28 protein-coding genes and 1 tRNA gene are annotated in these 23423 nt (G+C 65.8%); 5 read left to right on the top strand and 24 right to left on the bottom strand.

What is annotated here, in order from left to right; all coding sequences use genetic code 11:
• Positions 1 to 29: 29 nt before the first annotated feature.
• The 22 genes from DVU99_RS09875 to DVU99_RS09770 form a co-directional block, all read right to left on the bottom strand.
• Positions 30 to 1259 (bottom strand): integrase arm-type DNA-binding domain-containing protein, encoded by a 1230-nt coding sequence (locus DVU99_RS09875; RefSeq protein ID WP_114240045.1) that lies wholly within the window; start codon positions 1257 to 1259, stop codon positions 30 to 32.
• 187 nt (positions 1260 to 1446) lie between these two features.
• A tRNA-Leu gene (locus tag DVU99_RS09870) sits at positions 1447 to 1532 on the bottom strand.
• A 25-nt stretch (positions 1533 to 1557) separates the two neighbouring features.
• Positions 1558 to 2136 carry a cysteine dioxygenase family protein gene (locus DVU99_RS09865; protein WP_114240044.1) on the bottom strand — a complete coding sequence of 193 codons (579 nt, stop codon included), beginning with the start codon at positions 2134 to 2136 and terminating at the stop codon, positions 1558 to 1560.
• Positions 2137 to 2203: 67 nt separating this feature from the next.
• A complete protein-coding gene (locus DVU99_RS09860) occupies positions 2204 to 3307 on the bottom strand; it encodes a homoserine O-acetyltransferase (protein WP_114240043.1) in 1104 nt (367 codons plus the stop codon).
• Positions 3307 to 4362 (bottom strand): tetratricopeptide repeat protein, encoded by a 1056-nt coding sequence (locus tag DVU99_RS09855; protein ID WP_114240042.1) that lies wholly within the window; start codon positions 4360 to 4362, stop codon positions 3307 to 3309. The genes DVU99_RS09860 and DVU99_RS09855 overlap by 1 nt, the downstream gene beginning before the upstream one ends.
• Complete coding sequence (locus DVU99_RS09850) at positions 4359 to 4793, bottom strand: cytochrome c-type biogenesis protein (RefSeq protein WP_114240148.1); 435 nt, start codon at positions 4791 to 4793, stop codon at positions 4359 to 4361. The genes DVU99_RS09855 and DVU99_RS09850 overlap by 4 nt, the downstream gene beginning before the upstream one ends.
• A gap of 77 nt (positions 4794 to 4870) precedes the next feature.
• Complete coding sequence (locus tag DVU99_RS09845; RefSeq protein ID WP_114240041.1) at positions 4871 to 5413, bottom strand: DsbE family thiol:disulfide interchange protein; 543 nt, start codon at positions 5411 to 5413, stop codon at positions 4871 to 4873.
• A complete protein-coding gene (locus DVU99_RS09840) occupies positions 5410 to 7383 on the bottom strand; it encodes a heme lyase CcmF/NrfE family subunit (RefSeq protein ID WP_114240040.1) in 1974 nt (657 codons plus the stop codon). The genes DVU99_RS09845 and DVU99_RS09840 overlap by 4 nt, the downstream gene beginning before the upstream one ends.
• The gene (gene ccmE, locus DVU99_RS09835; RefSeq protein WP_114240039.1) at positions 7380 to 7847 is read right to left on the bottom strand and encodes a cytochrome c maturation protein CcmE; all 468 of its coding nucleotides are present in this window, start codon (positions 7845 to 7847) and stop codon (positions 7380 to 7382) included. The genes DVU99_RS09840 and ccmE overlap by 4 nt, the downstream gene beginning before the upstream one ends.
• A gap of 17 nt (positions 7848 to 7864) precedes the next feature.
• Positions 7865 to 8065 carry a heme exporter protein CcmD gene (gene ccmD / locus DVU99_RS09830; protein WP_114240038.1) on the bottom strand — a complete coding sequence of 67 codons (201 nt, stop codon included), beginning with the start codon at positions 8063 to 8065 and terminating at the stop codon, positions 7865 to 7867.
• A complete protein-coding gene (locus DVU99_RS09825; protein ID WP_114240037.1) occupies positions 8062 to 8841 on the bottom strand; it encodes a heme ABC transporter permease in 780 nt (259 codons plus the stop codon). Before DVU99_RS09825 ends, ccmD begins: the two co-directional genes overlap by 4 nt.
• A 4-nt stretch (positions 8842 to 8845) precedes the next feature.
• A complete protein-coding gene (gene ccmB, locus DVU99_RS09820) occupies positions 8846 to 9532 on the bottom strand; it encodes a heme exporter protein CcmB (protein ID WP_114240036.1) in 687 nt (228 codons plus the stop codon).
• A complete protein-coding gene (gene ccmA / locus DVU99_RS09815; protein ID WP_114240035.1) occupies positions 9529 to 10167 on the bottom strand; it encodes a cytochrome c biogenesis heme-transporting ATPase CcmA in 639 nt (212 codons plus the stop codon). The genes ccmB and ccmA overlap by 4 nt, the downstream gene beginning before the upstream one ends.
• Positions 10168 to 10281: 114 nt before the next feature.
• Entirely contained in the window at positions 10282 to 10701 is a 420-nt protein-coding gene (locus DVU99_RS09810; protein WP_114240034.1) for a DUF3293 domain-containing protein, read from the bottom strand.
• Positions 10694 to 12094 (bottom strand): NAD(P)/FAD-dependent oxidoreductase, encoded by a 1401-nt coding sequence (locus DVU99_RS09805; protein ID WP_114240033.1) that lies wholly within the window; start codon positions 12092 to 12094, stop codon positions 10694 to 10696. Before DVU99_RS09805 ends, DVU99_RS09810 begins: the two co-directional genes overlap by 8 nt.
• Positions 12095 to 12187: 93 nt before the next feature.
• Positions 12188 to 12949: an acetoacetyl-CoA reductase gene (phbB, locus tag DVU99_RS09800; RefSeq protein ID WP_114240032.1), complete on the bottom strand. Its 762-nt coding sequence runs from the start codon at positions 12947 to 12949 to the stop codon at positions 12188 to 12190.
• A gap of 99 nt (positions 12950 to 13048) precedes the next feature.
• A complete protein-coding gene (gene phaR, locus DVU99_RS09795) occupies positions 13049 to 13531 on the bottom strand; it encodes a polyhydroxyalkanoate synthesis repressor PhaR (protein WP_114240031.1) in 483 nt (160 codons plus the stop codon).
• 127 nt (positions 13532 to 13658) lie between these two features.
• The gene (locus tag DVU99_RS09790; protein WP_114240030.1) at positions 13659 to 15215 is read right to left on the bottom strand and encodes a DHA2 family efflux MFS transporter permease subunit; all 1557 of its coding nucleotides are present in this window, start codon (positions 15213 to 15215) and stop codon (positions 13659 to 13661) included.
• An 18-nt stretch (positions 15216 to 15233) separates the two neighbouring features.
• Positions 15234 to 16436 carry an efflux RND transporter periplasmic adaptor subunit gene (locus tag DVU99_RS09785; protein ID WP_114240029.1) on the bottom strand — a complete coding sequence of 401 codons (1203 nt, stop codon included), beginning with the start codon at positions 16434 to 16436 and terminating at the stop codon, positions 15234 to 15236.
• Positions 16423 to 17931, bottom strand: coding sequence for an efflux transporter outer membrane subunit (locus DVU99_RS09780; protein WP_114240028.1), 1509 nt, complete (start codon positions 17929 to 17931; stop codon positions 16423 to 16425). Before DVU99_RS09780 ends, DVU99_RS09785 begins: the two co-directional genes overlap by 14 nt.
• Positions 17928 to 18446: a MarR family transcriptional regulator gene (locus tag DVU99_RS09775; RefSeq protein WP_343126323.1), complete on the bottom strand. Its 519-nt coding sequence runs from the start codon at positions 18444 to 18446 to the stop codon at positions 17928 to 17930. The genes DVU99_RS09780 and DVU99_RS09775 overlap by 4 nt, the downstream gene beginning before the upstream one ends.
• 76 nt (positions 18447 to 18522) lie before the next feature.
• Positions 18523 to 19302 carry a TatD family hydrolase gene (locus DVU99_RS09770; protein ID WP_232823539.1) on the bottom strand — a complete coding sequence of 260 codons (780 nt, stop codon included), beginning with the start codon at positions 19300 to 19302 and terminating at the stop codon, positions 18523 to 18525.
• A gap of 128 nt (positions 19303 to 19430) precedes the next feature.
• Here DVU99_RS09770 and DVU99_RS09765 point away from each other — a divergent pair, with 128 nt between their 5' ends.
• Complete coding sequence (locus DVU99_RS09765; protein WP_114240026.1) at positions 19431 to 20006, top strand: glycine zipper 2TM domain-containing protein; 576 nt, start codon at positions 19431 to 19433, stop codon at positions 20004 to 20006.
• 155 nt (positions 20007 to 20161) lie between these two features.
• Positions 20162 to 20470, top strand: coding sequence for a glycine zipper 2TM domain-containing protein (locus DVU99_RS20350; protein WP_369333218.1), 309 nt, complete (start codon positions 20162 to 20164; stop codon positions 20468 to 20470).
• Positions 20471 to 20541: 71 nt separating this feature from the next.
• Here the strand turns inward: DVU99_RS20350 and DVU99_RS09755 are convergent, their stop codons facing one another.
• Positions 20542 to 20976, bottom strand: coding sequence for a cell wall hydrolase (locus DVU99_RS09755; protein WP_232823538.1), 435 nt, complete (start codon positions 20974 to 20976; stop codon positions 20542 to 20544).
• 456 nt (positions 20977 to 21432) lie between these two features.
• Positions 21433 to 22230, bottom strand: a complete 798-nt coding sequence (locus DVU99_RS09750) for a folate-binding protein YgfZ (RefSeq protein WP_114240023.1) — start codon at positions 22228 to 22230, stop codon at positions 21433 to 21435.
• On the opposite strand from DVU99_RS09750, the gene DVU99_RS20345 reads away from it, so the two are divergent.
• From DVU99_RS20345 to sdhD, 3 genes are all read left to right on the top strand, one after another.
• On the top strand, positions 22216 to 22527 hold the full coding sequence (locus DVU99_RS20345) for a DUF1674 domain-containing protein (RefSeq protein WP_369333217.1): 312 nt from the start codon (positions 22216 to 22218) through the stop codon (positions 22525 to 22527). The genes DVU99_RS09750 and DVU99_RS20345 overlap by 15 nt on opposite strands.
• 86 nt (positions 22528 to 22613) lie before the next feature.
• A complete protein-coding gene (gene sdhC / locus DVU99_RS09740; protein WP_114240021.1) occupies positions 22614 to 23009 on the top strand; it encodes a succinate dehydrogenase, cytochrome b556 subunit in 396 nt (131 codons plus the stop codon).
• Positions 23006 to 23419: a succinate dehydrogenase, hydrophobic membrane anchor protein gene (gene sdhD / locus DVU99_RS09735; RefSeq protein WP_114240020.1), complete on the top strand. Its 414-nt coding sequence runs from the start codon at positions 23006 to 23008 to the stop codon at positions 23417 to 23419. Before sdhC ends, sdhD begins: the two co-directional genes overlap by 4 nt.
• The last annotated feature ends 4 nt before the right edge of the window (positions 23420 to 23423 follow it).

Genomic DNA, 23423 nt, shown 5'->3' with positions numbered 1-23423 from the left:
GTCTGCGGCCGCCTAAGTGATCCATGTAACTATGCACTCCGCCGTAAGTGCATGACTTGAGCCCCATTTTTAACGCCATCTAGGTAGTCTGCCCAGGCCTGCATCATGCGAGTCCTTTCTTCCAAATACTGGGCGGCGTGTGTGTACGCGGCCCGCACTTTGTTGGACTCTGCGTGGGCAAGTTGTCGCTCAATGGCATCAGCATTCCAGCCCATTTCATTCAGTCTGGACGCAGCCATGCTTCGGAAGCCATGGCCTGTCATTTCGTCCTTCCCGTAGCCGAGACGACGAAGAGCAACATTGATGGTGTTTTCGCTCATGGGGCGGCTAGCGGTCCGGACACTTGGAAAAACGTAACGGCCGCTGCTGGTCAAGGGGGCCAGGTCACGCAACACTGCGACCGCCTGAGTCGAGAGCGGTACTACGTGAGGTGCTTTCATCTTCATCCGTTCGCCGGGTATGCGCCAAATTGCGTTTACCAGGTCGAACTCGGGCCACTCTGCTTTTCTCAGTTCTCCTGGGCGAACGAATACGAGCGGCGCTAGCTTGAGCGCACACTGTGTCGTGAACTGCCCTGAGAACTCATCGAACGACCGGAGCAGCTCTCCAATCTTGAGGGGATCGGTGATGGCGGCCCGATGAGTTGGCTTTGGTGTGGTGAATAGTCCCCGCAGGCTTGCCGTGAGGTCACTGTGCGTTCGCCCCTCAAGGACGGCCCAACGAAACACTTGACCAGCGGTGATCTTGGTTCGACTTGCGGTTTCTCTTTTTCCCGTTTCCTCAACCAACCTGAGCACGTCGCGCAACTCGATTGCCGTTATCTCGGCAATGGGTCGCAGGCCCAGTTGAGGAAAGAGGTACGACTCAAGCCGCCAGCGATCCTTATTCGCAGTGGTCTCTGCGGTTTCTCCGCGCTTGTCACGCCAAGCCATCCAGTCGCGAGCGACCTTCTCGAACGTATCCACTTCGACGGCAGTCGTTACGGTCAATTGAGCTTTGCGAGCTTTCCTTTCGGCACCTGGGTCGACGCCGTTCGAGAGAAGGCGTCGAGCATCCTCTCGGCGTTGCCGCGCGTCGGCGAGAGTTACGGTTGGGTACACGCCAAGAGCCAACGTCTTCTGTTTGCCGGCGAAGCGATAGTTCAGGCGCCAATAGCGCGAGCCATCAGGCTTCAACAACAGGTGCATTCCCCCGCCATCTGACAGCTTGAGTGGGGTGGGTGCGGGCTTGGTCTTGCGGATGGCGGTATCTGTCAGCACGTGTTGGTACTTCGCAAGAAGATGCGAAGCGATCCTACACAGATACCAGCAGAAGTACCAACAGATACCATCGGATTTGGCGGTTCACGATGGCACGGGATGGGACACCCCAGATATGAAAAAACCCGCTTTTATGCGGGTTTTCGGTCTTGCTTGGGTCTCGGTGGTAGTGCCTGAAACCCCTTACTGGTACCGGTGATAGGACTCGAACCTACACTCTGTCGCCAGAAGCGGATTTTGAGTCCGCCGCGTCTACCATTCCGCCACACCGGCACGATGGCCGGTCATTATGCCGGTTTCAGTGGACCGGGTCGAGACCCAGCTGACGATCGGTGCGCTGGTAGTGGTCGTGGCCCAGGGGCTGGAAGATGGCGCAGTGCGTCATCTGGCCGGAATAGATGTGCAGGCTGACCGCGACGGTGTCAGTGCTGGGATTGCGGATGGTGTGGTACTCGTGCGGCGGGATCAGGCTGCCGGCGGAGCCGGGGCCGGCCTGGATCGAGCCCACCGGCTGGAAGCGGTAGTGGCCGTCCTCGTTGGCGAGACGCTCGTATTGCACCACTTCCAGGGCGCCGCTCCACACGCCTTCCACGCACCACATGCCGCAGTGGTCATGGATCGGGGTGCCCTGGCCCGGGCCCCAGGTCATCGCCACCACGCAGTAGCCGTGCTCCTCGCTGCGGTACAGCTCGCGGCGGGCGTAGCGGCCCTCGGCGGTCTCGAATACGCAGTCGGGAAGCTTCACTTCCTTGCCGCGGATCAGGTTGCACAGGCTGTTGCGCAGGCTGTCGGTGACGGCGCGGGTGCAATCGTGCGCCACGGCGGCGTCGATGGCATCGATCAGTTGGCGGGAACCGGGGAAATCCAGGGTGAGCATGACGTTCTCGGGTTGCGGTGCTGCCCGGCCATCTTAGCAGCGCCGGGCAGGGGGTGCAGGGCGCCGTTCAGAGTCCGGCGAGGAAGCCGCCGATGGCCCGGCTGTAGTTGGGAATATCCACCAGGAAGGCGTCGTGGCCCTGCGGTGAGTTGAGCGCGACGAAATCGACTGCGGCGCCGGCAGCGCGCAGGCCGTCGGCGATTTGTTCCTGCTGCTCCAGCGGGAACAGGATGTCGGTGCTGACGCCGATCACCATGGCCTTCTCGACGCGGATGCGCTTGAGGCCTTCGAGCACGCTGCCTTCGCCGTATTCGGAGATGTCGAACCAGTCGCTGGCACGCGAGAGGTAGAGGTAGCTGTTGGGGTCGAAAGTGTGCACGAAGCGCTGGGCATGGCCCTCGAGGTACGACTCCACTTCGAATTCGAGTCCGAACGGATTGTCGTCACGCTGCTCGGGGTCCAGGCGGATGCGCGCGAAGCGGCCGTTCCACTCCATGGCGGAGCGATAGGTGATCACGCCCAGCTTGCGCGCGATGCTCATGCCGTCGACCGGGTAATGCGCGTCGTCGTAATGCCCCTGGTTCCATTGCGGATCGAGACGGATGGCCTCGCGCTGCAAGGAGCGAATGGCAATGGCGAAGGGCTGCGCCTGCGGTGCGGTGTCCACGCTGATGTGGGCACGCACGCTGCCCGGGTGCAGCACCATGTAGGCCAGTGCGCTCATGCCGCCCATCGAGCAGCCGATCAGGCAGGCAAGCTGATCGATGCCCAGGCCGCCCACGGCCGCATGGGCGGCGTTGGCCACGTCTTCGAGCGACAGTTCGGGAAAGTCGAGCCGGTACGGTTCTCCCGTGGCCGGGTCGATCGAGGCCGCGCAGGTCGAACCCTTGTCGCTGCCCAGCGAATTCACGCAGATCACGAACCACCGTGAGGTATCGATCGCCTTGCCCGGCCCGATCATCGCCTCCCACCAGCCGGCGGAAGGATCCTCATGGTTGGAGGCGGCATGGGCGCTGGGCGAGAGGCCGGTGAGGATCAGGATCGCGTTGTCGCGCGCCGCGTTCAGCGTGCCCCAGGTCTCGTAGGCGACACGTGCCCCATGAAGCTCGCCGCCACGCTTCATCGCAAAGGGCGAGGAAAGGGCGAAGTAGCGGCGCGCGTCGTGACTCATCAATGAACCTTGTCGATGCTGATCTTGATCGGCGTGCGTGTCTGGACGTCGACCACCCCGGCATCGCCCTCCAGGTCGCCCGCCTGGGCAATGGCCTGGCCGCTCTTGCTGATGCGGGCGCCGACGAACACGCGCTGCGCGGAGGATAGTTTGAACTGGGGTGTCATGCCCATCGCATCGGTGAGCGTGACCTGGGCCGGCAGCGCCGAGGCATCCAGCCGGGCGACGGCCAGTGGCATGGGCGGCCCCTGTTCCGCACGTGCGTATACGAACAGCGTGTCGCCCGGCACAAGCTTGTCCTTCAGCGCGGGCGCGAGCGAAACCTGTACCTGCAGCGCCGGACCCTGCTGACCGTCGGCCGTGGATGCCGGGGTTTCGGTCGTGGGCGCCTGGCCGCCGTTGGCGCGGGCCTCCGCGACGGCGATCTGCTCGGCCACGGCCTTGGCGACGGTCGAGCCCGGTTCCAGCTGCGGCTGCAACTGGCGCCAGGTGGCGGCGGCGTCGGCGTATTGGTCGTGCTGGAACTGGCTGATGCCGAGCAGCCAGAGGCCCCGCTGGCTTTGCGGGTCGATCTTTACGGCACGCTGCAGCAACGCCTGCGCGCGGCCTTCGATGCGATGGTCGTCGCGCAGCAGCGAATCGGCTTCGGCCCAGCCGACCATGGCCACGCTGTTGTCGGCATCAAGGCGCAGGGCATGGTCATAGGCATCGCGCGCGTCGGCCGGTCGGTGCATCACGGCATAGGTCTGGCCGAGCAGCATCCAGCCTTGCAGGTCGTTTGGCTGCTGGGCGAGGTGCGTTTTCAGTTCGTCCACGGCCTGGTCGATGCTCATGTCCGGTACGGCACGCATCACGCCATTCAAGGCCACCGGCGTGCCCACGGCCAGGTACAGGCCTACCGCAGCAATGGGCAGCAACAGGGCAAGCGCCAGGGGCAGTGCAAACACGCCGCGTGGGCGTCCCTGCGTACGGCCATGCCGCATCAACGGCAGCAACAGCAACAGCAGTGCCACGACCACCATCGCCGCGGCAATCAGGAAAAAAGCCAGCCTCACCAGTCATCCCCTTCATCGGTCGGCTTGTCTTCCATTGCCGTGGTCCCGGCACGTCCGCGACGGCGGACGGTGACCACCACGACCGTGGCGCCGGCCAGCAATATCAGCAATGGCCCGAACCAGAGCAGCAGCGTGCTGGACTGCACCGGCGGGTCGTACAGCACGAAATCGGAATAGCGGTCGACCAAGTACTGCTTGATCTCGTCGTCGCTCTTGCCCTGCTGCATCAGGTCGAACACTTCATGGCGCAGGTCGCGCGCCAGGTCGGCGTTCGAGTCGGCCAGGTTTTCGTTCTGGCACACCAGGCAGCGCAGTTCGCGCGTGAGGTTCTGGAAGCGGACTTCCTGCGCGTGATCCTTGAACGGCAGGGGGTCGATGGCCTGGGCGACGGCCAGGCTGGCGACCAGGAACAGCAGCACGATCTGCAGCAGCGCACCCCGCGCGCGATCCAGGCCGCGCCGTTTTGCGGAGTCGCGTACAGGGTGCGCTCCTGCAAAGGGGTTGCGGCTCATGGTTTTTCCTTCGCGAGCGCAGCGATGGCCGGCTTGAGTTCCTTCTCGATCGCTTCGGGCGTCAGCGGCCCGATGCGCTTGTAGCGGATGATGCCCTTGCCATCGACCAGGAAACTCTCCGGCGCGCCGTAGACGCCGAAGTCGATGGCGGTACGGCCTTCCTGGTCCACGATCACCGTGTCGTATGGATTGCCATGTTGGGCCAGCCACGCCTTGGCGTCGTCGGGAGCATCCTTGTAGTTGTAGCCAATGATCGGCACGCCGATCGACTTGCCATCGGCCATCAGCACCGGGTGTTCCTCGCCGCAGGCGACGCACCAGCTGGCGAATACGTTGATGAGGTAGGGCTTGCCCAGCAGCGCCTCGCGGCTCACCGACTGCGCGGGATCGTCCAGCCTGGGCAGCACGAAGGCCGGCGCAGGCTTGTTGATCAGCGGCGAGGGCACCTCGCGCTGGTCGTGCTGGGTGTTCCACCAGATGCCGAAGCCGAACAACACCACCAGCAGCAGGAACCCCAGGAAAGGCAGCAGGCGGCTCATGCGCGGGACTCCTGCCAGGCTGGTGCGGGCATCTCGGCGGGCTCCGTGGCCTTGCGCGTGCGGAAGCGCCGGTCAGCGGCGGCAAAGAAACCGCCCAGCATCATCAGTAGTCCGCCGGCCCAAATCCAGCGCACGAACGGCTTGTCGTAGAGACGCAGCGCCCACGCACCATCGGGATGGTTGCGATCCATCGGTTCGCCCAGTGCTACGTAAAGGTCGCGGAACAGGCCGGGGTCGATCGCCGATTCCGTCTGCACCTGGCCACGCAGGTAGGTGCGCTTCTGCGGGTGCATCACCGCGATCTCGCGACCGTTGCGCAGCACGGTGACCACGCCCTGGTCGCCTTGCCAGTTGGGGCCTTGCGTCTGTTGCACGCCGTCGAAGCGGAAATCGTAGCCGCCGATGCTCTCGGTCTGGCCAGGCGCAACGCGAACGTCACGCTCGACGCTGAGCGCATTGGTCAGCATCACGCCGGCCAGGAACACGCCAACGCCAAAGTGCGCCAGCAGCATGCCGGCCATTTCAGCGGGATAACGACGCCCGGCCGGCATCTCGCGCCAGCGCTTGATCACGTAGAGCAGCGTGCCAATGCAGCACCACACGGCGGCCGCGGTGCCGGCGATGGCCTTGGCCTGGCCGTCGGTGAGGAAGGCGGCCACGATGGCGCACGCCACCGTGGCCAGCCCCGTGCGCAGCAACACCTGCTTGAGCAGCGGCGAGTCGCCCTTGCCCCAGCGCAGGTAAGGCCCGAACGGCAGCAGCACCACCACCGGAATCATCAGCAGGGTGAACAGGAAACCGAAGTAGGGCGGACCCACCGAGATCTTGCCCAGGTTGAGCGCATCGCCGATCAGCGGGAACAGCGTGCCCAGCAGCACCATCGCCGCGGCCACGGTGAGCATCAGGTTGCCGACCAGGATGGCGGTTTCGCGCGATACCACGCCGAATGGCTTGCCGCCGGCCACCTTCGGCGCGCGCAGTGCGTACAGCAGCAGCGAGCCGCCGACCACCACGGCCAGGAAGCACAGGATGAACAGGCCGCGGCGAGGATCGGAAGCGAACGCGTGCACTGAGGTCAGCACGCCCGAACGCACTAGGAAGGTACCCAGCAGCGACAGCGAGAAGGCGAAGATGGACAGAAGGATGGTCCATGCGCGCAGGCCGCCGCGCTTCTCTGTGACGGCCTGCGCGTGGATCAGAGCCGCGCCCACCAGCCACGGCATGAAGCTGGCGTTCTCCACAGGATCCCAGAACCACCAGCCGCCCCAGCCGAGTTCGGCATAGGCCCACCAGCTACCGGCCACGATGCCCGCCGAGAGGAAACCCCAGGCCACGTTGGTCCACGGGCGCGCCCAGCGCACCCAAGCCTGCTCCAGTTCACCGCCGAGCAAGGCGGCAATGGAGAAGGCGAACGCTACCGAGAAGCCCACGTAACCCATGTACAGCACGGGCGGGTGGAAGGTCATGCCCGGATCCTGCAGCACCGGATTGAGGTCGCCGCCATCGGCGGGCATCGGCAGCAGGCGCGCGAAGGGGTTGGAGGTGAAGATGCTGAAGGCGAGGAAGCCCACCGCCCCCAGGCCCAGCACGCCCAGCACCCGCGCCACGAACACTTCGGGCAGGTTGCGGCTGAGCGTCGCCAGCGCGAGCGTCCACAGGTTGAGGATGAAGATCCACAACAGCAGCGAGCCCTCGTGCGCGCCCCATACCGCGGCGATGCGGTAATACCAGGGCAGGGCGAGGTTGGAGTTGTCGGCGACGTACTGCACCGAGAAGTCGAAGCTGAGGAACGACCACACCAGCAGGGCGAACGCCATCGCCACGAACACGGCCTGGCCGGCGGCGGCAGGGCGCGCCACCGCCATCAGCGCGCGATGGCCGCGCCAGGCGCCGAGCAAGGGCAATACGCCCTGTGCGAGGGCGAGCAGCAGGGCGAGGATCAGGGCGAGCTGGCCAAGTTCGGGCGTCATTGCGGCTTGTCCTGTCCGGCTTCCTCGTTCACCTGCTTGCCTTCGTGTGCCTTGGCCATGGCGTCCTTGAGCTCCTTGGGCATGTAGGTCTCGTCATGCTTGGCCAGCACTTCGGCGGCGATGAAGCGAGCGTTGTCCATGTGCCCGGTGGCGATCACCGATTGGTTGTCGCGGAACAGGTCGGGAAGGATGCCGGTGTACTCCACCGGCATCGAGCCGCTCGCATCGACCACGGTGAAGGTGACCTTGAGCGAGTCGTTGCTGCGCTGGATCGAGCCGGCCTTGACCATGCCGCCCAGGCGGAAGGTCTTGTAGCTGCGGGCCTGGCCCGACTGCACCTGGCTGGGGGTGAACAGGTAGTTCATGTTCTGCTGCAGGGCGAACACGATCAGGCCGACCGACACCACGGCGGCGACGATCACGAGAAGAACGATGGTGAGCCTGCGCTTGCGGGTGGGATTCATGAGGACCTGGGTGCCGCTCAGGGCGAAGTCGGGTTGCGTTGCTGGCGTACGGCTTGCCGTGCGATGCGGCCACGCAGCTCGCGCAGGTTGCGGCGGCGGCGCAGGGCCGGGCTCACGTAGTCGGCGACCAGCACGATGAAGAACACGGCATAGGCCGGCCACACATAGGCGGCGTAACCGCCCATCGCCAGGAAGTGATCCCACGAGAACGGGCTCATCGGCGTGCCTCCTGTTCCGGTACGGCCGCGCGCCCCTGGGCGATCTGGCGCACCCAGTCCTTGCCGCTCTCCATCGCCAGCAGGTCGGTACGCACACGGCCGAACAGGCTGGCGAGGTAATAGAACTTGGTGGCGAACATCATGGTGAGCAGCGGCCACAACATGTCGCCGCTGATCCTGGACGGCCCAAGGATGCGCACCGTCGAACCCTGGTGCAGCGTGTTCCACCAGTTCACCGAGAAATGCACGATCGGTACGTTGATGATGCCGATGATGGCGAGGAAGGCCGCGGCGCGCGCACCCTGCCGGCGGTCCTCGAAGGAGTGATACAACCCGATCACGCCCAAGTACAGGAACAGCAGCACCAGCTCGGAGGTGAGACGGGCGTCCCAGGTCCACCAGGTGCCCCACATCGGCTTGCCCCACAGCGAGCCGGTGACCAGGGTGATGAAGGTGAAGGCCGCACCGATGGGCGCCGATTCCATCGCCACCACTTCGGCGAGCTTGATGCGCCACACCAGCGATATGAACGAGGCGATGGCCATCACGCCGTAGACGAACAGGCCCATCCACGCGCAGGGCACGTGGATGAAGATGATGCGGTAGGCATCGCCCTGCTGGTAATCGGCCGGCGCCAGCACCAGTCCGCCGTAAAGCGCGACGGCGCCGAGCAGCAGGGCCAGGCCCAGTGCCCAGGGCCGAACGACGCCGGCGAAGCGGTAGAAGTTGGGCGGCGAGCTGAGCTTGTGAACCCAGAGCGGGATCCAGTTGGACATCGTCTTATGCATCCAAGGCAATGCGTAGGGCGGCCGCGCAGGCCAGCGGCGCCAGCACCAGGGCCATGACCAGCGCCGCGCCCAGCCACGCGATGGGCGCGAGCCACGGTAGCCCCTGTTGCGCCGCGGCGACTGCGCCGGCAGCGAAGATCACCACTGGCACGCAAAGCGGCAGCAGCATCAGCGCCAGCAGCATACCAGAGCGTCGGGTACCGGCCGTCAGCGCCACCAGCACCGCGCCGAGCAGGCTGAGCAGGGGCGTGGCGAGCAGCAGGGCGTACACCAGCACCGGCATCACCGGCGTCGGCAAGTGCAGCATGCCGGCCAGCAAGGGGGCGATCACGATCAGCGGCAGTGCCGTGGTGATCCAGTGCGCCAGGATCTTCATGCCCAGCATCAGCGCCAGCGGTTGCGGCGACAGCATGAGCTGCTCGAGCGAGCCGTCCTCGATATCGCTGCGGAACATGGCGTCCAGTGCCAGCAGCATGGCCAGCAGCATGGTCACCAGCACGGCGCCGCCGGCGATGCGCTGGAGCAGAGCCTCCTCGGGCCCGAGCGCGAACGGGAACAGGGTGATGACGATCAATGCATAGAGCACCGGCATCACGATGTCGCCGCGACGGCGCCAGGCCAGGGTGAGGTCGCGGCGCAACATGGCGGCGCAGGCGGCAGCAAGCGGCGGGTGACTCATGCGTGCATGCGTACCCGTTTCGGTTCGCCGTTGAGGAAGCTCACCGCGCCATGGCTGGTGACCAGGGCGGCACCGCCTTCCGCAGCGTGCTCGGCCAGCAGGCGATTGACCAGTTCGATGCCGCTGCGGTCGAGGTTTGCGTAGGGCTCGTCGAGCAGCCACAGGGTGGCGGGCAACAACAGCAGGCGCGCCAGGGCGGCACGCTTCTTCTGGCCCGCGGAAAGGCGCCGTGCCGGTTCATCCTCGTAGCCGGCCAGGCCGATGTCGGTGAGTACGCCGTCCACGGTGTGTCCAGGTCGCGTGCCGTACAGGCCGGCGGCCACGGTGAGGTTCTCGCGCGCGCTGAGGTCGGCCTTGAGCCCGAGGTGGTGACCAAGAAACAGGGTGTCGCCCAGGTGTTCCTCGCGTCGCCAGGGCTGGCCACGCCAGTCCAGGCTGCCTTCGTCGATGTGCAGCAGGCCGGCGAGGATCCGCAGCAACGTGGTCTTGCCGCTGCCGTTGTCGCCTTCCACCAATGCCACTTCCCCTGCGTGCAGGCGGAAATCCAGGGGGCCGAACACCGGTTCGTCCTGGCGGTAGAAGGAAAGCGCCCGGGCTTCGAGTAGCAGCGGCGCGTCGGCAGACAAGGCAGTCATCGGCCGATTGTCCGCAAAGGTCGGCGGGCTTGTCCATGCGGCGGGGTGCCGCCAACGGCGGACGTCGGACGGGGCCGGAATCAGCGTAGGTTGAGACCCCGGCAGGCGCTCCACTCAGGCCTCGTCCAGCCGCCGCAGTCGGGCAGGCGAGGTCGCTGTGCCATACACGTAGGCGTGCTGGCCGAACTGGCGGGCCAAGGGGTCGACATGCGCGGTGTCCGCGCCCACCACGAACAGGCTGGGCTCCCGCCACTGGCCATCCTCGGCGACGCCCAGCGCCGGGTGGATGGCAATGCCGCCGCCCAGTTCGCGCAAGGCCGCGAGCAACCGGTGCTGCGCCTGGCGATTGCGTCCGCGCGGGACGCGCTCCGAACGAGGGTTCCAGGCGGTGATGAAAGCCCAGGGGCGTCCGTCCAGCCGCGACAGGAGCCGCGGTGGCAGCGGCTGGTCAATGCGGATGCTGGCCCAACCGCCCTCTGCCAGGCGCACGCGGTAGTCGGTGCGCCGGAAGGCGGCGAGCAGGGCTTCATCCATGCCGCAGGTCGGGCAGCGGCGGCAGCGTGGCCTTCAGGGTATCGACGGCGGCGGAAAGGTCGACCGACGCGGCGTCGGTGGAACCTCGCAGCAACTGCTCCAGCAGCACGTCCTGCGCGCGCCCGCGCTCATAGGCGTAGGCATAGGGCAGGTGGGTGAAGGTGACCATGCGGTAGCGCGCCATGAAATGCTGCGGCGCCCGTTCGGCCAGCTGCAGGCCGAGGGCCCGCTTGGCGAGAAAGTGCGGGTCGGCGACTGAGTCGCGCATCTCCACATAATTCTCCAGCGCCATCGCGGCGATCGCATCGCTGTTGGGCTGGCGGATGCGCTGGAATTCGGCGAACACGCCGGCGGTATCGTCGGGTGCCTCGGCCAGCAGTGCCGCGAGCACCACGGTGTCCTCGAAGCCACAGTTCATGCCCTGCCCATGGAACGGCACGATGGCGTGGGCAGCGTCGCCCACCAGCAGGGCGCGACCGCCCAGGTGCCAGCGGTCCAGGTACAGGGTAGAGAGCGTGCCCACCGGGTGGCCGTCGTAGTCCGCGATGAAGTCGGGGATCAGTGGCAGCAGGTCGGGGAAATCGTCGCGGAAGAACGCGCGCGCGGCATGCGCGTCGGGCAGGGTGGCAAAGCTGGGGTAGGCGCCCTGGGCCGGCAGGAACAGCGCGACGGTGAAGCTGCCCTCGGTGTTGGGCAGGGCGATGCACATGTAGCCGCCACGCGGCCAGATGTGCAGGGCGGGGGGTTCGAGCGCAAACTGGTCGTGCCCGCCGCTGCTGCCGACCAGGTCCCGGGCAAGTTGTCCCGCGGGCGGAATTTCCAGTTCCTTGTAGGCGTGCCCCAGTGATTCCACACGCTCGCCCAGGGGCAAGTGCGCATTCATCGCGGCGCGCAGCGCGGAACCCGCGCCATCGGCGCCGATCACCACGGGGGCGTCCAGCGTGCGGCTCACGCCATGATCGTCGGCCAGTTGGATGCGCTCGGCATCGAAATCCGCGCTGACCAGCGACTGGCCGAAGTGGAAATTCACGCCGGCGGCTTCGGCCGCATCCAGCAGCAGCATGTTGAGCGCGCCGCGCGACACCGACCAGATCACCTCGCTGTCGTCCACGCCGTAGCGCTGCAGGCCGGAACGACCGTCGCGGGTGTGCACCATGCGACCGCGCATCATCACGGCGCGCTGCAGCACGTCATCGGCCAGCCCGGCTTCGCGCAACGCCTGCAGGCCGCGTTCGGCCAGGGCCAGGTTGATCGAGCGCCCTCCCACGAAACCGGCGACGCGCGGATCGGGGCGTTTTTCGAAGACATCCACCTTGAAGCCACGGCCAGCCAACTGCTGGGCCAGCAGCGCGCCAACCAGGCCGCCGCCGATGAGGGTGATTTGCTGCGCCATGGGGCTCCGCGATGAGGTGGGCAACACGTAGGGCGCCAAGAGTAGCGGGTTGCAACGAGGCAGGCGAAGCGCCCGGCGCCTGCCGTGTGGGGATCAGAAGCTCATGAAGTAGCCGCCGTTGACCGGCAGGTTCGCGCCCGTGATGTAGCCTGCCTCGTCGGCCGTGAGGAAGGCCACGGCCCGAGCGATGTCGCCGGGCGAGCCCAGGCGGCCTACCGGAATGTCGGCAACGATCTGCGCGCGGATGTCGGCTGGCACTGCGGCTACCAGGGCGGTGTCGCAATAGCCGGGCGAGACCGTGTTGACGGTGATGCCCTTGCGCGCCGTCTCGCGCGCCAGCGCCATGCCGAAACCATGCACGCCGGCCTTGGCGGCGGAGTAGTTGGTCTGTCCGAACTGGCCGGTCTGGCCATTCACCGAGCTGAGGTTGACGATGCGGCCGAAGCCGCGCGTGCTCATGCCCTCGACCACGTTGCGGCACATGTTGAACACACCGTCCAGGTTCACCCGCATCAGCTCGTGCCATTGCTGCGGGGTCATCTTGCGCAGACTGGTGTCGCGGGTGATGCCGGCGGCGTTGACCAGCACGTCCACGCTGCCGTGCTGCTGCTCCACGCGATCGACCAGGGCGGCGCAGCTGTCGTACTGGCTGACATCGGCGGGCTCGAAGCGCACGGCGCCGTCCAGATCCGCCAGCTCCTGGCGGAACGCCGACAGGCGTTCCTCACGGCCGGGCAGGTCGACGGCGATCACCTGGCGTCCGGCCTGCGCCAACTGGCGGCAGATCTCCGTACCCAGGCCGCCGATACCGCCCGTCACCACGGCGATGCGCGCCGTACGGTCGAAAGAACTCATGTGAAGGACTCGTGCACATGCCGCAGGGCAGCACGTGCTGTGCTGCAGCGGGCGTGGAAACGAAAAGGCCGGCGCTTGTGGCGCCGGCCTCGAGCTGGATCAGCCTGGCTTCTTGCCGCCGCGTGGCGGGGTGCCTTGGGTTGCGGCGTCAATCAGACCGCGCTGCATGGTGCGCCAGGCATCCATGTTGCGCTCGGTGAGATCGTTGAGCATGGACCACGGCGTCTGGCCGAGCAGGCTGTTGAGCTGCGTGCGGAACTGCTGCTGCTGGTCGAGGAAGACCTGCAGGCTGCGCTCCAGATACGGGCCCATGAAGCCCTGCAGCGAATCGCCGTAGAAGCGGATGATCTGGCTGAGCAATTGGGGAGACAGCATGGGCTGCCCCTTTTCCTCATGCTCGGAGATGATCTGCAGCAACACGGAGCGGGTCAGGTCCTCCCCGCTCTTGGCGTCGCGGACCTCGAAGGTTTCGCCATCCAGCACCAGCTGCCGGACTTCCTCCAGCGTGATGTAGCTGGAGATCTCCGTGTCGTAGAGCCGGCGGTTCGGATACTTCTTGATGATGCGGATTGTTTGTGCCATGCGACACAAGCTAGCAGAACGTATTGCGCCGCACCAGTCGCCGAACTGGTATTACTTGCTGCACTGGCCCGTTGCAGCAATGGCCCCCGGATCAATCACCTGCCGACCCGGGGGTAGCCCCCCGGGGCTAGTGCCCCACGGCGCCTCCGGCGCTGCCGAAGGGCGGCTTGGCCAGCCAGATCACCGGGATCAGCAGCAGGAACAGCACGGCGCAGCCCCAGAAGATGTCGTTCACGGCCAGGGTCAGGGCCTGCTGGTTGACCAACTGGTCGGTCATGCCCAGCGCCTGCTGCTGGCTCAGGCCGCCATGGGTCAGGTTCTGCAGCACCTGGTTGGCTGCCGGGCTGGCCGCAGTCACGCTTTCGGTGAGGTTGGCGTGGTGCAGGATGCCCCGGTGGTCCCACAGGGTCACGGTGACGGCGGTGGAGACGCTGGAGCCCAGGGTGCGGAAGAAATTGGCCAGGCCGCTGGCACTGGCAATCTCATTGGCCGGGAGACCCGACAGGTAGACCTGGTTGAGCGGGATGAAGAAGCACGGGATGGCGATGCCCATCACGAAGCGGGGCAGTACCAGCGAGTTGAACGAGGCCGAGCTGTCGAAGGTGGAGAACCAGTACGAGGTGGCCGCGAACACCAGGAAGGCAAAGGTCACCACCATGCGCAGGTCCAGCTTCTGCATGTTGCGGCCGAGGATCGGCGACAGCAGGAACGCCAGGATGCCCACCGGCGCGGTGGCGAGGCCGGCCCAGGTCGCGGTGTAGCCCAGCGTGGTCTGCAGCCATAGCGGGAACACCACGTTGATGCCGAAGAAGGCGAACATGCCCAGCGACAGCGCGATCACGCCAGCGGTGAAGTTGCGCTGGCGGAACAGGCTCAGCTCCACCACCGGATGCTTGGCATGCAGTTCCCACACCACCAGGAAGGTCAGCGACACCAAGGCGATCAGGCCGAGCGCGGTGATCAGCGGCGAGGCGAACCAGTCGTGGTCGTTGCCGTTGTCCAGCATGAACTGCAGGCAGCCCACGCCCGCGACCAGCAGCACTAGGCCGACCACGTCGATCGGGGCCGGGAAGGTCTTGGTTTCGCGTTTGCGAAGCAGGGGCCAGGGGATCACGCCCGCCAGCACGCCGACCGGCAGGTTGATGTAGAAGATCCACGGCCACGAAAAGTTGTCGGTGAGCCAGCCGCCGAGGATCGGGCCGAAGATCGGCGCCACCACCACGGTCATCGCCCACAGTGCCAGCGCGATGCCTTGCCGGGCCTTGGGGTAGCTGGCCAGCAGCAGGGTCAGCGACAGCGCCACCATCGGGCCCGAGCCCGCGCCCTGCATCAGGCGCGCGAACACCAGCATGGGCATCGAGGTGGCCAGGCCGCACAGCATGGAGAACACCACGAACAGGCCCACCGAGACGACGAAGGTCTTCACTTCGCCGAAGCGGCGCGCGATCCAGCCGGTGAGCGGTTGCATGATCGCGCTGGCCAGCGAGTAGGAACTGATCGTCCAGGTGCCCTCGTTGGCGCTGACGCCCAGGCTGCCGGCGATGTGTGGAACGGCGACATTGACGATGGTCATGTCCAGCACCTCCATGAAGGTGCTGAACGCGACGGCGATGGTCAGCAGCACCAGCGCAGTGCCGTGCAGAGGCTGCAACTGCGGCTGGGCGTCGTTGGGGGAGGCGGCCATGGCGGGGTCGTGGGCTCGTCAGTTGGCGCGGCGCTGGCTGAGATTGGCCTCGATGATCTTCTCGGCCTCCTGGTCGGCCTTGCTGGCCATCTGGTCGTACACGTCGGTCTGCGCGATCGGCTGGCCGTTGCCCGGCGGGGCCATCATCGCGCCCTTGTCATTGGTGATGTCGACCGTGACCTCGGTGGACAGGCCCACGCGAAGCGGGTGATCGTCCAGCTCCTTGTCGTCCAGCGCGATGCGCACCGGCACGCGCTGCACTACCTTGATCCAGTTGCCGGTGGCGTTCTGCGCAGGCAGCAGCGAGAACACGCTGCCGGTGCCGGCACCCAGGCCGATCACCTTGCCGTGGAACTCGACGCTGCCGCCGTAGACATCCGCCTCGACCTTGGCCGGCTGGCCCACACGGATGTGGCGCAGCTGGTTTTCCTTGAAGTTGGCGTCCACCCACAGGTTGTGCAGCGGCACCACCGTCATCAGCTGCTGGCCCGGCTGCACGCTGTTGCCGACCTGCACGCTGCGCTGGGCGACGTAGCCGGTCACCGGCGCGTAGATGGCGTTGCGCTGCGAGGCGATCCAGGCGGCGCGGAAGTTGGCGCGAGCCTGTTCGACGGCCGGATTGTTGGCGATCTGGGTGCCTTCGATGGCGGCGTGCTGGGAGGCCGCCTGTGCCTTCGCTGCATCCAGCGAAGCCTGGGCCTGGTCCACCGTGTCGCGCAGATGCTGCACCGTTTCCGGCGCCTCGGCCTGGGCGGCGATCAGCGGGGCGCGGCGGGCCAGATCGGCCTGGGCTTTCTTCAGGTCCACCTGGGCCTTGGCCACCTGGGCATCGGCGCTGTTGGCTGAGTCGGTCTGGCCACGCACCTGGCGCACCGCTTGGGCCAGCGCGCTGCTGGTCTGCTGCAGGCGGACCTCGGCGTCGGTCGGATCGAGCTTCACCAGCACCTGGCCGGCCTCCACGCGTTGCGTGTCATCGGCCAGGATGGCCACCACGGTGCCCGACACCTGGGCCGAGATCGCCACCTGGTTGCCGCCCACGTAAGCGTTGTCGGTCTTCTCGCGGGTGGAGAACACGAACACCCACAACAGGGCCCAGGCGGCACCAGCGAGGATGAAGACGGCGGCGACGATCAGCAGCGCCCGACGGCGCTTGGCCGGATCCTTTGCGGCCATGCCGCTGTCGTTGTCCTGCGGTTTGGCGGCGGAATCAGTGGCGCTCATTCGGGGCGTCTCCGGAAAGGTTCGTAGGGGAAGAGGGAGTCTGTTCGCTGGAAACCTGGTCAGGCGTGCCCTCGCGGAAACCGCCGCCGAGCGCCTTGATCAGCGAAATATCGGTGGACAGCGCCTGCCCGTGGAGGCTGACGTCGTTGTCCTGTTGCTGCAGCAGCTGTGCCTGGGCGGAAAGCGTTTCGCGGCTGTCGCTCACGCCGCGCTGCACGCGCGACTGCGCCGTGGCCAGCAACTGCTGGTTGGCGGCGATCTCGCGCGCCTGTTCCTGCCGGCGTCCATCGAGCTGCTGGGCGGTGAGGCTCTGCGTGGCCACGTCGCGCGCGGCGCTGAGCACGGTGCTGTTGTACTGCGCCACGGCGGCCTGCAGCTGTGCCTTGCTGACGCCATAGTTCGCTTCGAGCAGGCCGCCGGTGAAGATCGGCAGGTGCAGTGCCGGCGTCAGCGCAAACACGCGGCTGCCGGCATTGAACATCTTGTCCAGGTCGATACTCGACAAGCCGGCCATCGCGCTGATGCTGATGTCGGGATAGAACTGCGCACGCGCCACGTCGGTCTGGCGCAGCGCCGATTCCACCTGCCAGCGGCTGGCGGCGATGTCCGGGCGGCGTGCGATCAGGTCCACGCCGACGTTGCTCGGCAGGCCGCTCACCACGGCGGGCAGCGGGCGCGGCTGCAGCGCAGGCAATTCGGCCGGGGCCACGCCAACCAGGCTGGCCAGCGCCGCCTGGCGGATGCGTGCCGAGCTTTCCACCGACACCAGCATCTGTCGCGCTGCTGCCAGCTGGGCCTTGGCCTGCTCCACCGTATCGTGACGGTCGACGCCCTGGCGCACGCGCAGTTCCGCGATGCGTTCCAGCTGTTCCTGCGTCTGCACCGTCTTGCGCGCGAGGTCGATGCGCGCCTCGTCGGCCAGCCAGCCGAAATAGGTATCGGCCACGGTGGTCTGGATGGCCAGTGCGGCGGCGCTGTGCTGCGCTTCGGCAGCATGGGCCTGGTCGATCGCGGCTTCGATGGTGTTGCGCTTCTTGCCCCACCAGTCGAAGTCGTACTGGGCCTGCACGCCGAGGTCGCCCTGGTTGTACCAGGTGAAGCCGAGGAGCCTCGGCGGAATGAGGCCGGTTTCACTGAGGCGCTGGCGCTCGACCTGCGCACTGCCGCTCACGCTCAGTCCGGCCTGCGCGGTGGCGGCGCGAATCGATTGCTCGGCCGATTCCACGCGCGAGCGGGCTTCGGCAATGTCCGGCGAACCCTTCATGGCCAGTTCGATCAGCTGGTCCAGTTGCGGGTCGCTGTACTGCCGCCACCATTGGGCCTCGGGCCAGCCGGCATGCTGGCTGACGTCAAGGCCGGCCAGCGGCACGTCGTCCCGGATCGCCGGGTGGTGCAGTTTTGCGGGAATCGAGCAACCCGTCATCGCCACGGCGAGGGCGCAGGCAAGCGCCACGCGCCGGCCGATTCCGGGGCGGGTCGAAGGAGAAGAGGTCATGGACGAGGGTCCGGATGGTTGATCGAATCGATGTTGACGGCCACCTGCCGCAGCAGGCGTTCGAGCGTGCGCTTGTCGGTGCTGCTCAGCGACTCGAAGGCGCCCAGTACCTTGGGAAACAGCGGCGGGAGAATCTTGCGTACCATGCGTTTGCCGGCCGCGGTAATGCTGAGCACGACGCGGCGACGATCCTCCGCGCTGGTGGCGCGGGTGATCAGTCCGGCTTTCACCAGCACGTTGGCGATGCGGGTCATGTTGGTCGCGCCCTGTTGTGCGTATTCGCACAACTCGGTGGGCGAGGCGCTCCCGGCGGGGCTGCTGTAGATCATCATCAAGGTGCGGAAGTCGCTGTCGTTGAGTCCGTGGGGCTTGAGGTTGCCTTCGAGCTCTTCCAGCAGCGTCCCGCCGACCAGCAACAGCAGGCGCGTGATGATGACCTCCTGGACTGGAAGGTCGGGGAGGTTCTCTGCTGCGCGGGCGATCCCCTCATCCATATGGGCGAGGCATTCAGTCATCCGCTTCATTTCATCAGAGAATAGTTCGCCAGTGAAGTAATTAGGCTATCACCAGGCTTTGGCGCCACGCAAGGCTTCAGTGCAGGCCAAACAGGCGGCGGGCGTTCTCGGTGGTGGCGGTGGCAATGGCCTCCTGGCTTTCACCGCGAAGATGGGCGACTACGTCGAGCACTTCGCGCAGGTAGGCGGGCTCGTTGCGCTCGCCGCGATGGCATGCGCCGGGCTGGTCGGGGGCATCGGGTTCCAGCAACAATCGTTCGATGGGCATGGTCGCGACGATGTGGCGAAGGCGCTGCGCCCGCTCATGGGTTACCGGTCCGCCGCTGCCGATGTGGAAGCCGATGTCCCAGAGTTGCCGGGCCTGCTGCTCGCTACCGGAAAAACTGTGCACGACGCCGCGCAGGCCGCCGATGCGCCGCATGGTCGAGGTCACCTCGTCCATCGCGCGCCGGGCGTGCACGATCACCGGCAAGTCGACATCCCGCGCCACCTTTAGTTGCTGGTGAAACACCTCGCGCTGGCGTTCGATGTCCAGTTCGGGGAGGAAGTAGTCAAGCCCGATCTCGCCAACGGCCACGGCATGGTGGGTCTCGAGCTGGCTGGCCAGTGCGCCGAGGTGCTCAGGACGATGGCGATCGATGTAGATGGGATGCAGGCCATAGGCGCCGTGCGCCTCAGGGTGAGTGGCGCAGATCGCCGCGATGCGCGCCCAGGACGCGTGATCGATCGCGGGTACCACGATGTGGCGGACACCGGCCTCCCGCGCGCGTTCGAACATGGCCCCGCGATCGTGCTCGAACCCTTCATCGTCGATGTGCGCGTGGCTGTCGGTGAGTTCGAGCACAGTTTTGGGCATCCGGAGTTTGGAAAAATGGCGGGCTTCGATCTAAGCGAATATTCAGTGGCGCAAGGTTTCAATGAGCGCACGTTGGGATCGAATCAGGCGCAAGCGGGGTGCTTCGCCGATTCTGACAGGAGAGCATTATGAACAGGTTGATGGTTTCGGCGCTGCAGTTGGGCATGGGCGCCGTATTGGTGTGTGGTCTGTCGGCCTGCAATCGCGATGCGAACGCCGATGGTGGCGTGGGCCAGGCGGCCCAGCAGGGCGATGGTGCGAAGTATGCGCGCGTGGTCAGCGTGACGCCGGTGCGCCAGGCGGCTTCGGCGCCGCAGCAGGTGTGCCACGACGAGGTGGTCACCACGCACAAGCCCGTGCAGGACACGCACCAGATCGCAGGCACCGCCATTGGCGCTGTCGCGGGTGGCTTGCTCGGCAACCAGATCGGTGGCGGCAAGGGTCGCACGCTGGCGACCGTGGCCGGCGCCGTGGGCGGCGGCTATGCGGGCCACGAAATCCAGGCGAACCATCAGGCGAACGCGACGCAGCAAACGACGCAGCGTCGCTGCACCACGGTGCCGGGCAACAGTGGTGACCAGGTGGTGGCATACGATGTGAGTTACGAGTACAACGGTGTCACCCGCACTGTACGAATGGATCACGATCCGGGTGACAGGCTGCAGGTACAGGAAGGTGTGGTAGCCGTTTCCGACGCTCACTGAGGATTCACGCTATGCAGACACTGTTTAGACATTTGGCTGTCGCGGGGTTGATCTCCGTTCTTTCGCTCCTTTCCGCTTGTGAGACGCCACCGCAGCGTCAGGTGGTCTACAGCGGCAGTTCCAATCGTTGCGAACAGTGTGGCGTGGTGAGTGACGTGCGCCAGATCCAGACGCAGAAGGGTTCTTCGCCCCTCGGCATGGTGATCGGCGGCATCGCTGGTGGCGTGCTCGGCAACCAGATCGGCGGTGGCAGCGGTCGCACGCTGGCCACCGTTGCAGGTGCCGTGGCCGGTGGCGCGGTGGGCAACGAAGTCGGCAAGAACAGTGGTGGCCCAGACGTGGCCTGGCAGGTCACCATCAAGCTCGATGATGGTCGTTATGCCACGGTGACCCAGGCGGCGGACCCGCAGGTGCGCGTTGGCGATTACGTACAGATCCGCAACAACCTGGTCTATCGCCTGTGAGTTGATGGGCGTATAGACGTCCAAATAAAAAGGCCCTCTAGCGAGGGCCTTTTTTCATGGGGTTGGGTTCGTCAGTTGACTGCGTAGAATGCGTGGTCGCCGATGGTCTTGACTACGCGCTTGGTCGACCATGTGGGTGCGACTGCAAGCGTGGCGAAGTGATCGGCCTGTGGCACATACACGGTGCGCTCGCCCTTGGGTAGGCTCCAGTTGCTGATGGAGTCGCCGGCGATCTTCCAGGCCTTGGTCCAGGAGTTGAGATCCGTCACTTCAAAATTTTGCGCGGTTGTCGTCAGTGCGAACTGACGCGGCGAGGTGACTACCTCGCAAACGCTGTCGCCCCAGGTGCCGCGGTCGCGACGTCGAAGGGCTACCTCGGCCACGGCGTACTGGCCGATGGTCGACTCACTGCGTGCCTCGAGATACACCGTCGTGGCCAGGCAGGTCTGGTCAGCGAGGGGTTGGGGTAGCACGGACGCTAGCCACAACAGCATGGAAAGTTTCATTGTCTGCCTCCAACGTGCTGTACGCGCGAGGTCGGTACTACTGACTTCACGCGCCGTTGCGGTGGACGGGCGGGCAGGCCGTTCCACCTGGATTGATCGCCGCGACCGAAACTTGTGGTCAGGCGGTTTGCCACGGGATTGTGGCCAGTCGAGCGGCTGATCCGGTGCCACTCTCAACTTGTCTGCTGCAAAGGCACTGCTCGGGTACGACGACCTCGTTGGCCTGCAACTGCGCTCCGCGCTGGGCGGTGGGTACACCGGCATCTCTGCCGGGTCGCGCCGATCCGGACCCCTCCGGTTCGTCGCGTATGTCGACACCCGTGGGCTTGGGTGTCAGTCAATTGGCTGGCGGAGACTAGTGGTCACTTTCACGTCTGGCAAGTGCCTGCCTGTTCAGGTTCACGTCGCGCTCACGTTGCGGCGTCGTGTTCGTGAGTCCTTGCGTGAGTGCTTCGGTCACGCGGGCCAACTCTCCGTGATGCGCATTGAGATGGGGTGTTCGTCGACAGCAAACACGCTGTTTTCCAGTTGCCTGGTGGCGTCGTCGTCGATGACTGCAAGCGCATGGACGTCCGTTTGCGCGATGTCGACCTCAAGTATTTGGACGACCGGCTTGCCCTCTAGGCGCAAAACGGTGCCTTCTGTCAAGGGCTGCGACAATACGACGCAATGCATATGCCGCTTGAGGCCGCCGCGGTAGTGCAGGCGGGCCACGACCTCCTGGCCTGGATAGCAGCCTTTGTCGAATGCGACCGCGCCAAGGTGCTCCAGCGACAGGGAGGCTGGCAGCAGTTGGTCCAACGCGGCGCCCGGCAACCATGGCCAGCCGGCAAGGATCTGCGGCAGTCGCCAATCCATATCGGCCGGCGCGCCGGTCACGAGGCTGTGCGTACCGCAACCGAATACATAGCCATCGCCTTCACGACGGTAGGCGTAACTCTCCAGCGCGGGGCCGGTGCCCAGCGTGCATGGCGGAAGAGCAGTCAGCCTGACCTTGGCGCGGAATACGTAGCGCTGCAGTGACTGCGCCATCGGCTCGACCGTTCCGCCGCGCAGGAGAACGAGCAGCGCGTCGTGGTTGGGGCGGGCCAGATGGAACAATGCGCGCACGCGCCCCTGGGCGTCCAGCCACGCACTGAATTGCCATTGCCCGACTTCGAGGGATTGGACATTGCTGCTGAACTGGGCTTGCGCGAACGCCAGTGCGTCGGCGCCCTCGATCAGCATGATCTGTGCGGAATGATCGTTGGTCATAGGCCGTCGAGGTTGGGGGCACAACGATGTTTCCACAAGATGTCGGCGAGCGACTGTCAGACGATCGCGTTGCCGTCAAGGTTGTGCTGCATTTACGCAAGTATTACGCTTTTACGGCTTTCAAATACCATGTCCGATACGTCCTCCCAACAAAAGTCCACGCCGGCGTCCGCTCCCGCGGAGCAAGCGTCCGTGCCTGCCGTTCCGGCAACGGATAAGACTTTGGTGGAGCGGCCAGCCCCGGATCCCACCCGCTACGGCGATTGGGAAAAGAACGGGCGCTGTATCGACTTCTGATCCGCCGCGCCGGCTGCTTGCGCCGGCGCTCCGGAAATAGGGAAGGGCGGTAAAGGGCATCAGCGATTCCACCCAGGATAGCCGCCATGGCAGACACGCAACGACCGCTCTCTCCCCACATGGGCATATATAAGTGGCAAGTGCAGATGGTTACCTCCATCGTGCATCGCGCCACCGGCATTGCCCTTTCCGTAGGTACCCTGCTCGTGCTGTGGGGGGTCTTCGCCCTCGCCAGCGGCGAGGACAGCTACAACCAGTTCAAGACCTGCACCGGCAGCCCGATCGGCCTGGTGCTGTTGTTCGGCTGGACGTGGGCCCTGTTCTATCACCTGTGCAATGGCATCCGCCACCTGTTCCAGGACGGTGGCATGGGCTACGCCATCCCGCAGTTCATCCGTTCGAGCTGGCTGTCCATCGCCGGCAGCATCGTGCTGACCCTCATCGTGTGGGCCTACGTGCTGACCTCCGGAGGTGCGGCATGAGCGCCAACGGCCAGCAGCACGACGTGCGCAAACAGTTGCGCAACCCCCTCAAGCGCGCCCGTGGCCTCGGCTCGGCGCAGTCCGGCGTCGGCCATTGGTGGACCCAGCGCGTCACTGCGACCGCGCTGGTGTTCCTCGCCCTGTGGTTCGTGGTGACGGTACTGGGCGCCCTGCACGCCGACTACGCCACCGCGCGCAGCATCGTCGCCAAGCCCTGGAACGCGGTGCTGCTGGTGGCCTTCGTGCTCACCGTCTGCTGGCACGCGGTGCTGGGCCTGCAGATCGTGATCGAGGACTACGTCCATACCCGCTGGAAGGAAGTCGCCCTCCTGGTGCTGGTGAAGTTCATTGCAGTGCTCGGCACGCTGGCGACGCTGATGGCCGTGCTGCACGTGGCGCTGGGAGCCTGAGTCG

Origin of the sequence: Dyella sp. C9, from assembly GCF_003332825.1 — a bacterium.
Taxonomy (GTDB): Bacteria; Pseudomonadota; Gammaproteobacteria; order Xanthomonadales; family Rhodanobacteraceae; genus Dyella.
Note: the sequence above shows the minus strand (reverse complement) of the source record. Positions and strands in the feature narration are given on the sequence as shown.

Coding starts and splice junctions, on each gene's coding strand:
- DVU99_RS09840 (WP_114240040.1), bottom strand. CDS start 7,383: ATGACGCCCGAACTTGGCCAGCTCGCCCTGATCCTCGCCCTGCTGCTC.
- DVU99_RS09775 (WP_343126323.1), bottom strand. CDS start 18,446: ATGACTGAATGCCTCGCCCATATGGATGAGGGGATCGCCCGCGCAGCA.
- phbB (WP_114240032.1), bottom strand. CDS start 12,949: ATGAGTTCTTTCGACCGTACGGCGCGCATCGCCGTGGTGACGGGCGGT.
- phaR (WP_114240031.1), bottom strand. CDS start 13,531: ATGGCACAAACAATCCGCATCATCAAGAAGTATCCGAACCGCCGGCTC.
- DVU99_RS09780 (WP_114240028.1), bottom strand. CDS start 17,931: ATGACCTCTTCTCCTTCGACCCGCCCCGGAATCGGCCGGCGCGTGGCG.
- DVU99_RS09865 (WP_114240044.1), bottom strand. CDS start 2,136: ATGCTCACCCTGGATTTCCCCGGTTCCCGCCAACTGATCGATGCCATC.
- DVU99_RS09790 (WP_114240030.1), bottom strand. CDS start 15,215: ATGGCCGCCTCCCCCAACGACGCCCAGCCGCAGTTGCAGCCTCTGCAC.
- sdhD (WP_114240020.1), top strand. CDS start 23,006: ATGAGCGCCAACGGCCAGCAGCACGACGTGCGCAAACAGTTGCGCAAC.
- DVU99_RS09860 (WP_114240043.1), bottom strand. CDS start 3,307: ATGAGTCACGACGCGCGCCGCTACTTCGCCCTTTCCTCGCCCTTTGCG.
- ccmD (WP_114240038.1), bottom strand. CDS start 8,065: ATGAGCCCGTTCTCGTGGGATCACTTCCTGGCGATGGGCGGTTACGCC.
- sdhC (WP_114240021.1), top strand. CDS start 22,614: ATGGCAGACACGCAACGACCGCTCTCTCCCCACATGGGCATATATAAG.
- DVU99_RS09805 (WP_114240033.1), bottom strand. CDS start 12,094: ATGGCGCAGCAAATCACCCTCATCGGCGGCGGCCTGGTTGGCGCGCTG.
- DVU99_RS09825 (WP_114240037.1), bottom strand. CDS start 8,841: ATGTCCAACTGGATCCCGCTCTGGGTTCACAAGCTCAGCTCGCCGCCC.
- DVU99_RS09765 (WP_114240026.1), top strand. CDS start 19,431: ATGAACAGGTTGATGGTTTCGGCGCTGCAGTTGGGCATGGGCGCCGTA.
- ccmA (WP_114240035.1), bottom strand. CDS start 10,167: ATGACTGCCTTGTCTGCCGACGCGCCGCTGCTACTCGAAGCCCGGGCG.
- DVU99_RS09750 (WP_114240023.1), bottom strand. CDS start 22,230: ATGACCAACGATCATTCCGCACAGATCATGCTGATCGAGGGCGCCGAC.
- DVU99_RS09785 (WP_114240029.1), bottom strand. CDS start 16,436: ATGAGCGCCACTGATTCCGCCGCCAAACCGCAGGACAACGACAGCGGC.
- ccmE (WP_114240039.1), bottom strand. CDS start 7,847: ATGAATCCCACCCGCAAGCGCAGGCTCACCATCGTTCTTCTCGTGATC.
- DVU99_RS09770 (WP_232823539.1), bottom strand. CDS start 19,302: ATGCCCAAAACTGTGCTCGAACTCACCGACAGCCACGCGCACATCGAC.
- DVU99_RS09755 (WP_232823538.1), bottom strand. CDS start 20,976: ATGAAACTTTCCATGCTGTTGTGGCTAGCGTCCGTGCTACCCCAACCC.
- DVU99_RS20345 (WP_369333217.1), top strand. CDS start 22,216: ATGATCGTTGGTCATAGGCCGTCGAGGTTGGGGGCACAACGATGTTTC.
- DVU99_RS09810 (WP_114240034.1), bottom strand. CDS start 10,701: ATGGATGAAGCCCTGCTCGCCGCCTTCCGGCGCACCGACTACCGCGTG.
- ccmB (WP_114240036.1), bottom strand. CDS start 9,532: ATGAGTCACCCGCCGCTTGCTGCCGCCTGCGCCGCCATGTTGCGCCGC.
- DVU99_RS09845 (WP_114240041.1), bottom strand. CDS start 5,413: ATGAGCCGCCTGCTGCCTTTCCTGGGGTTCCTGCTGCTGGTGGTGTTG.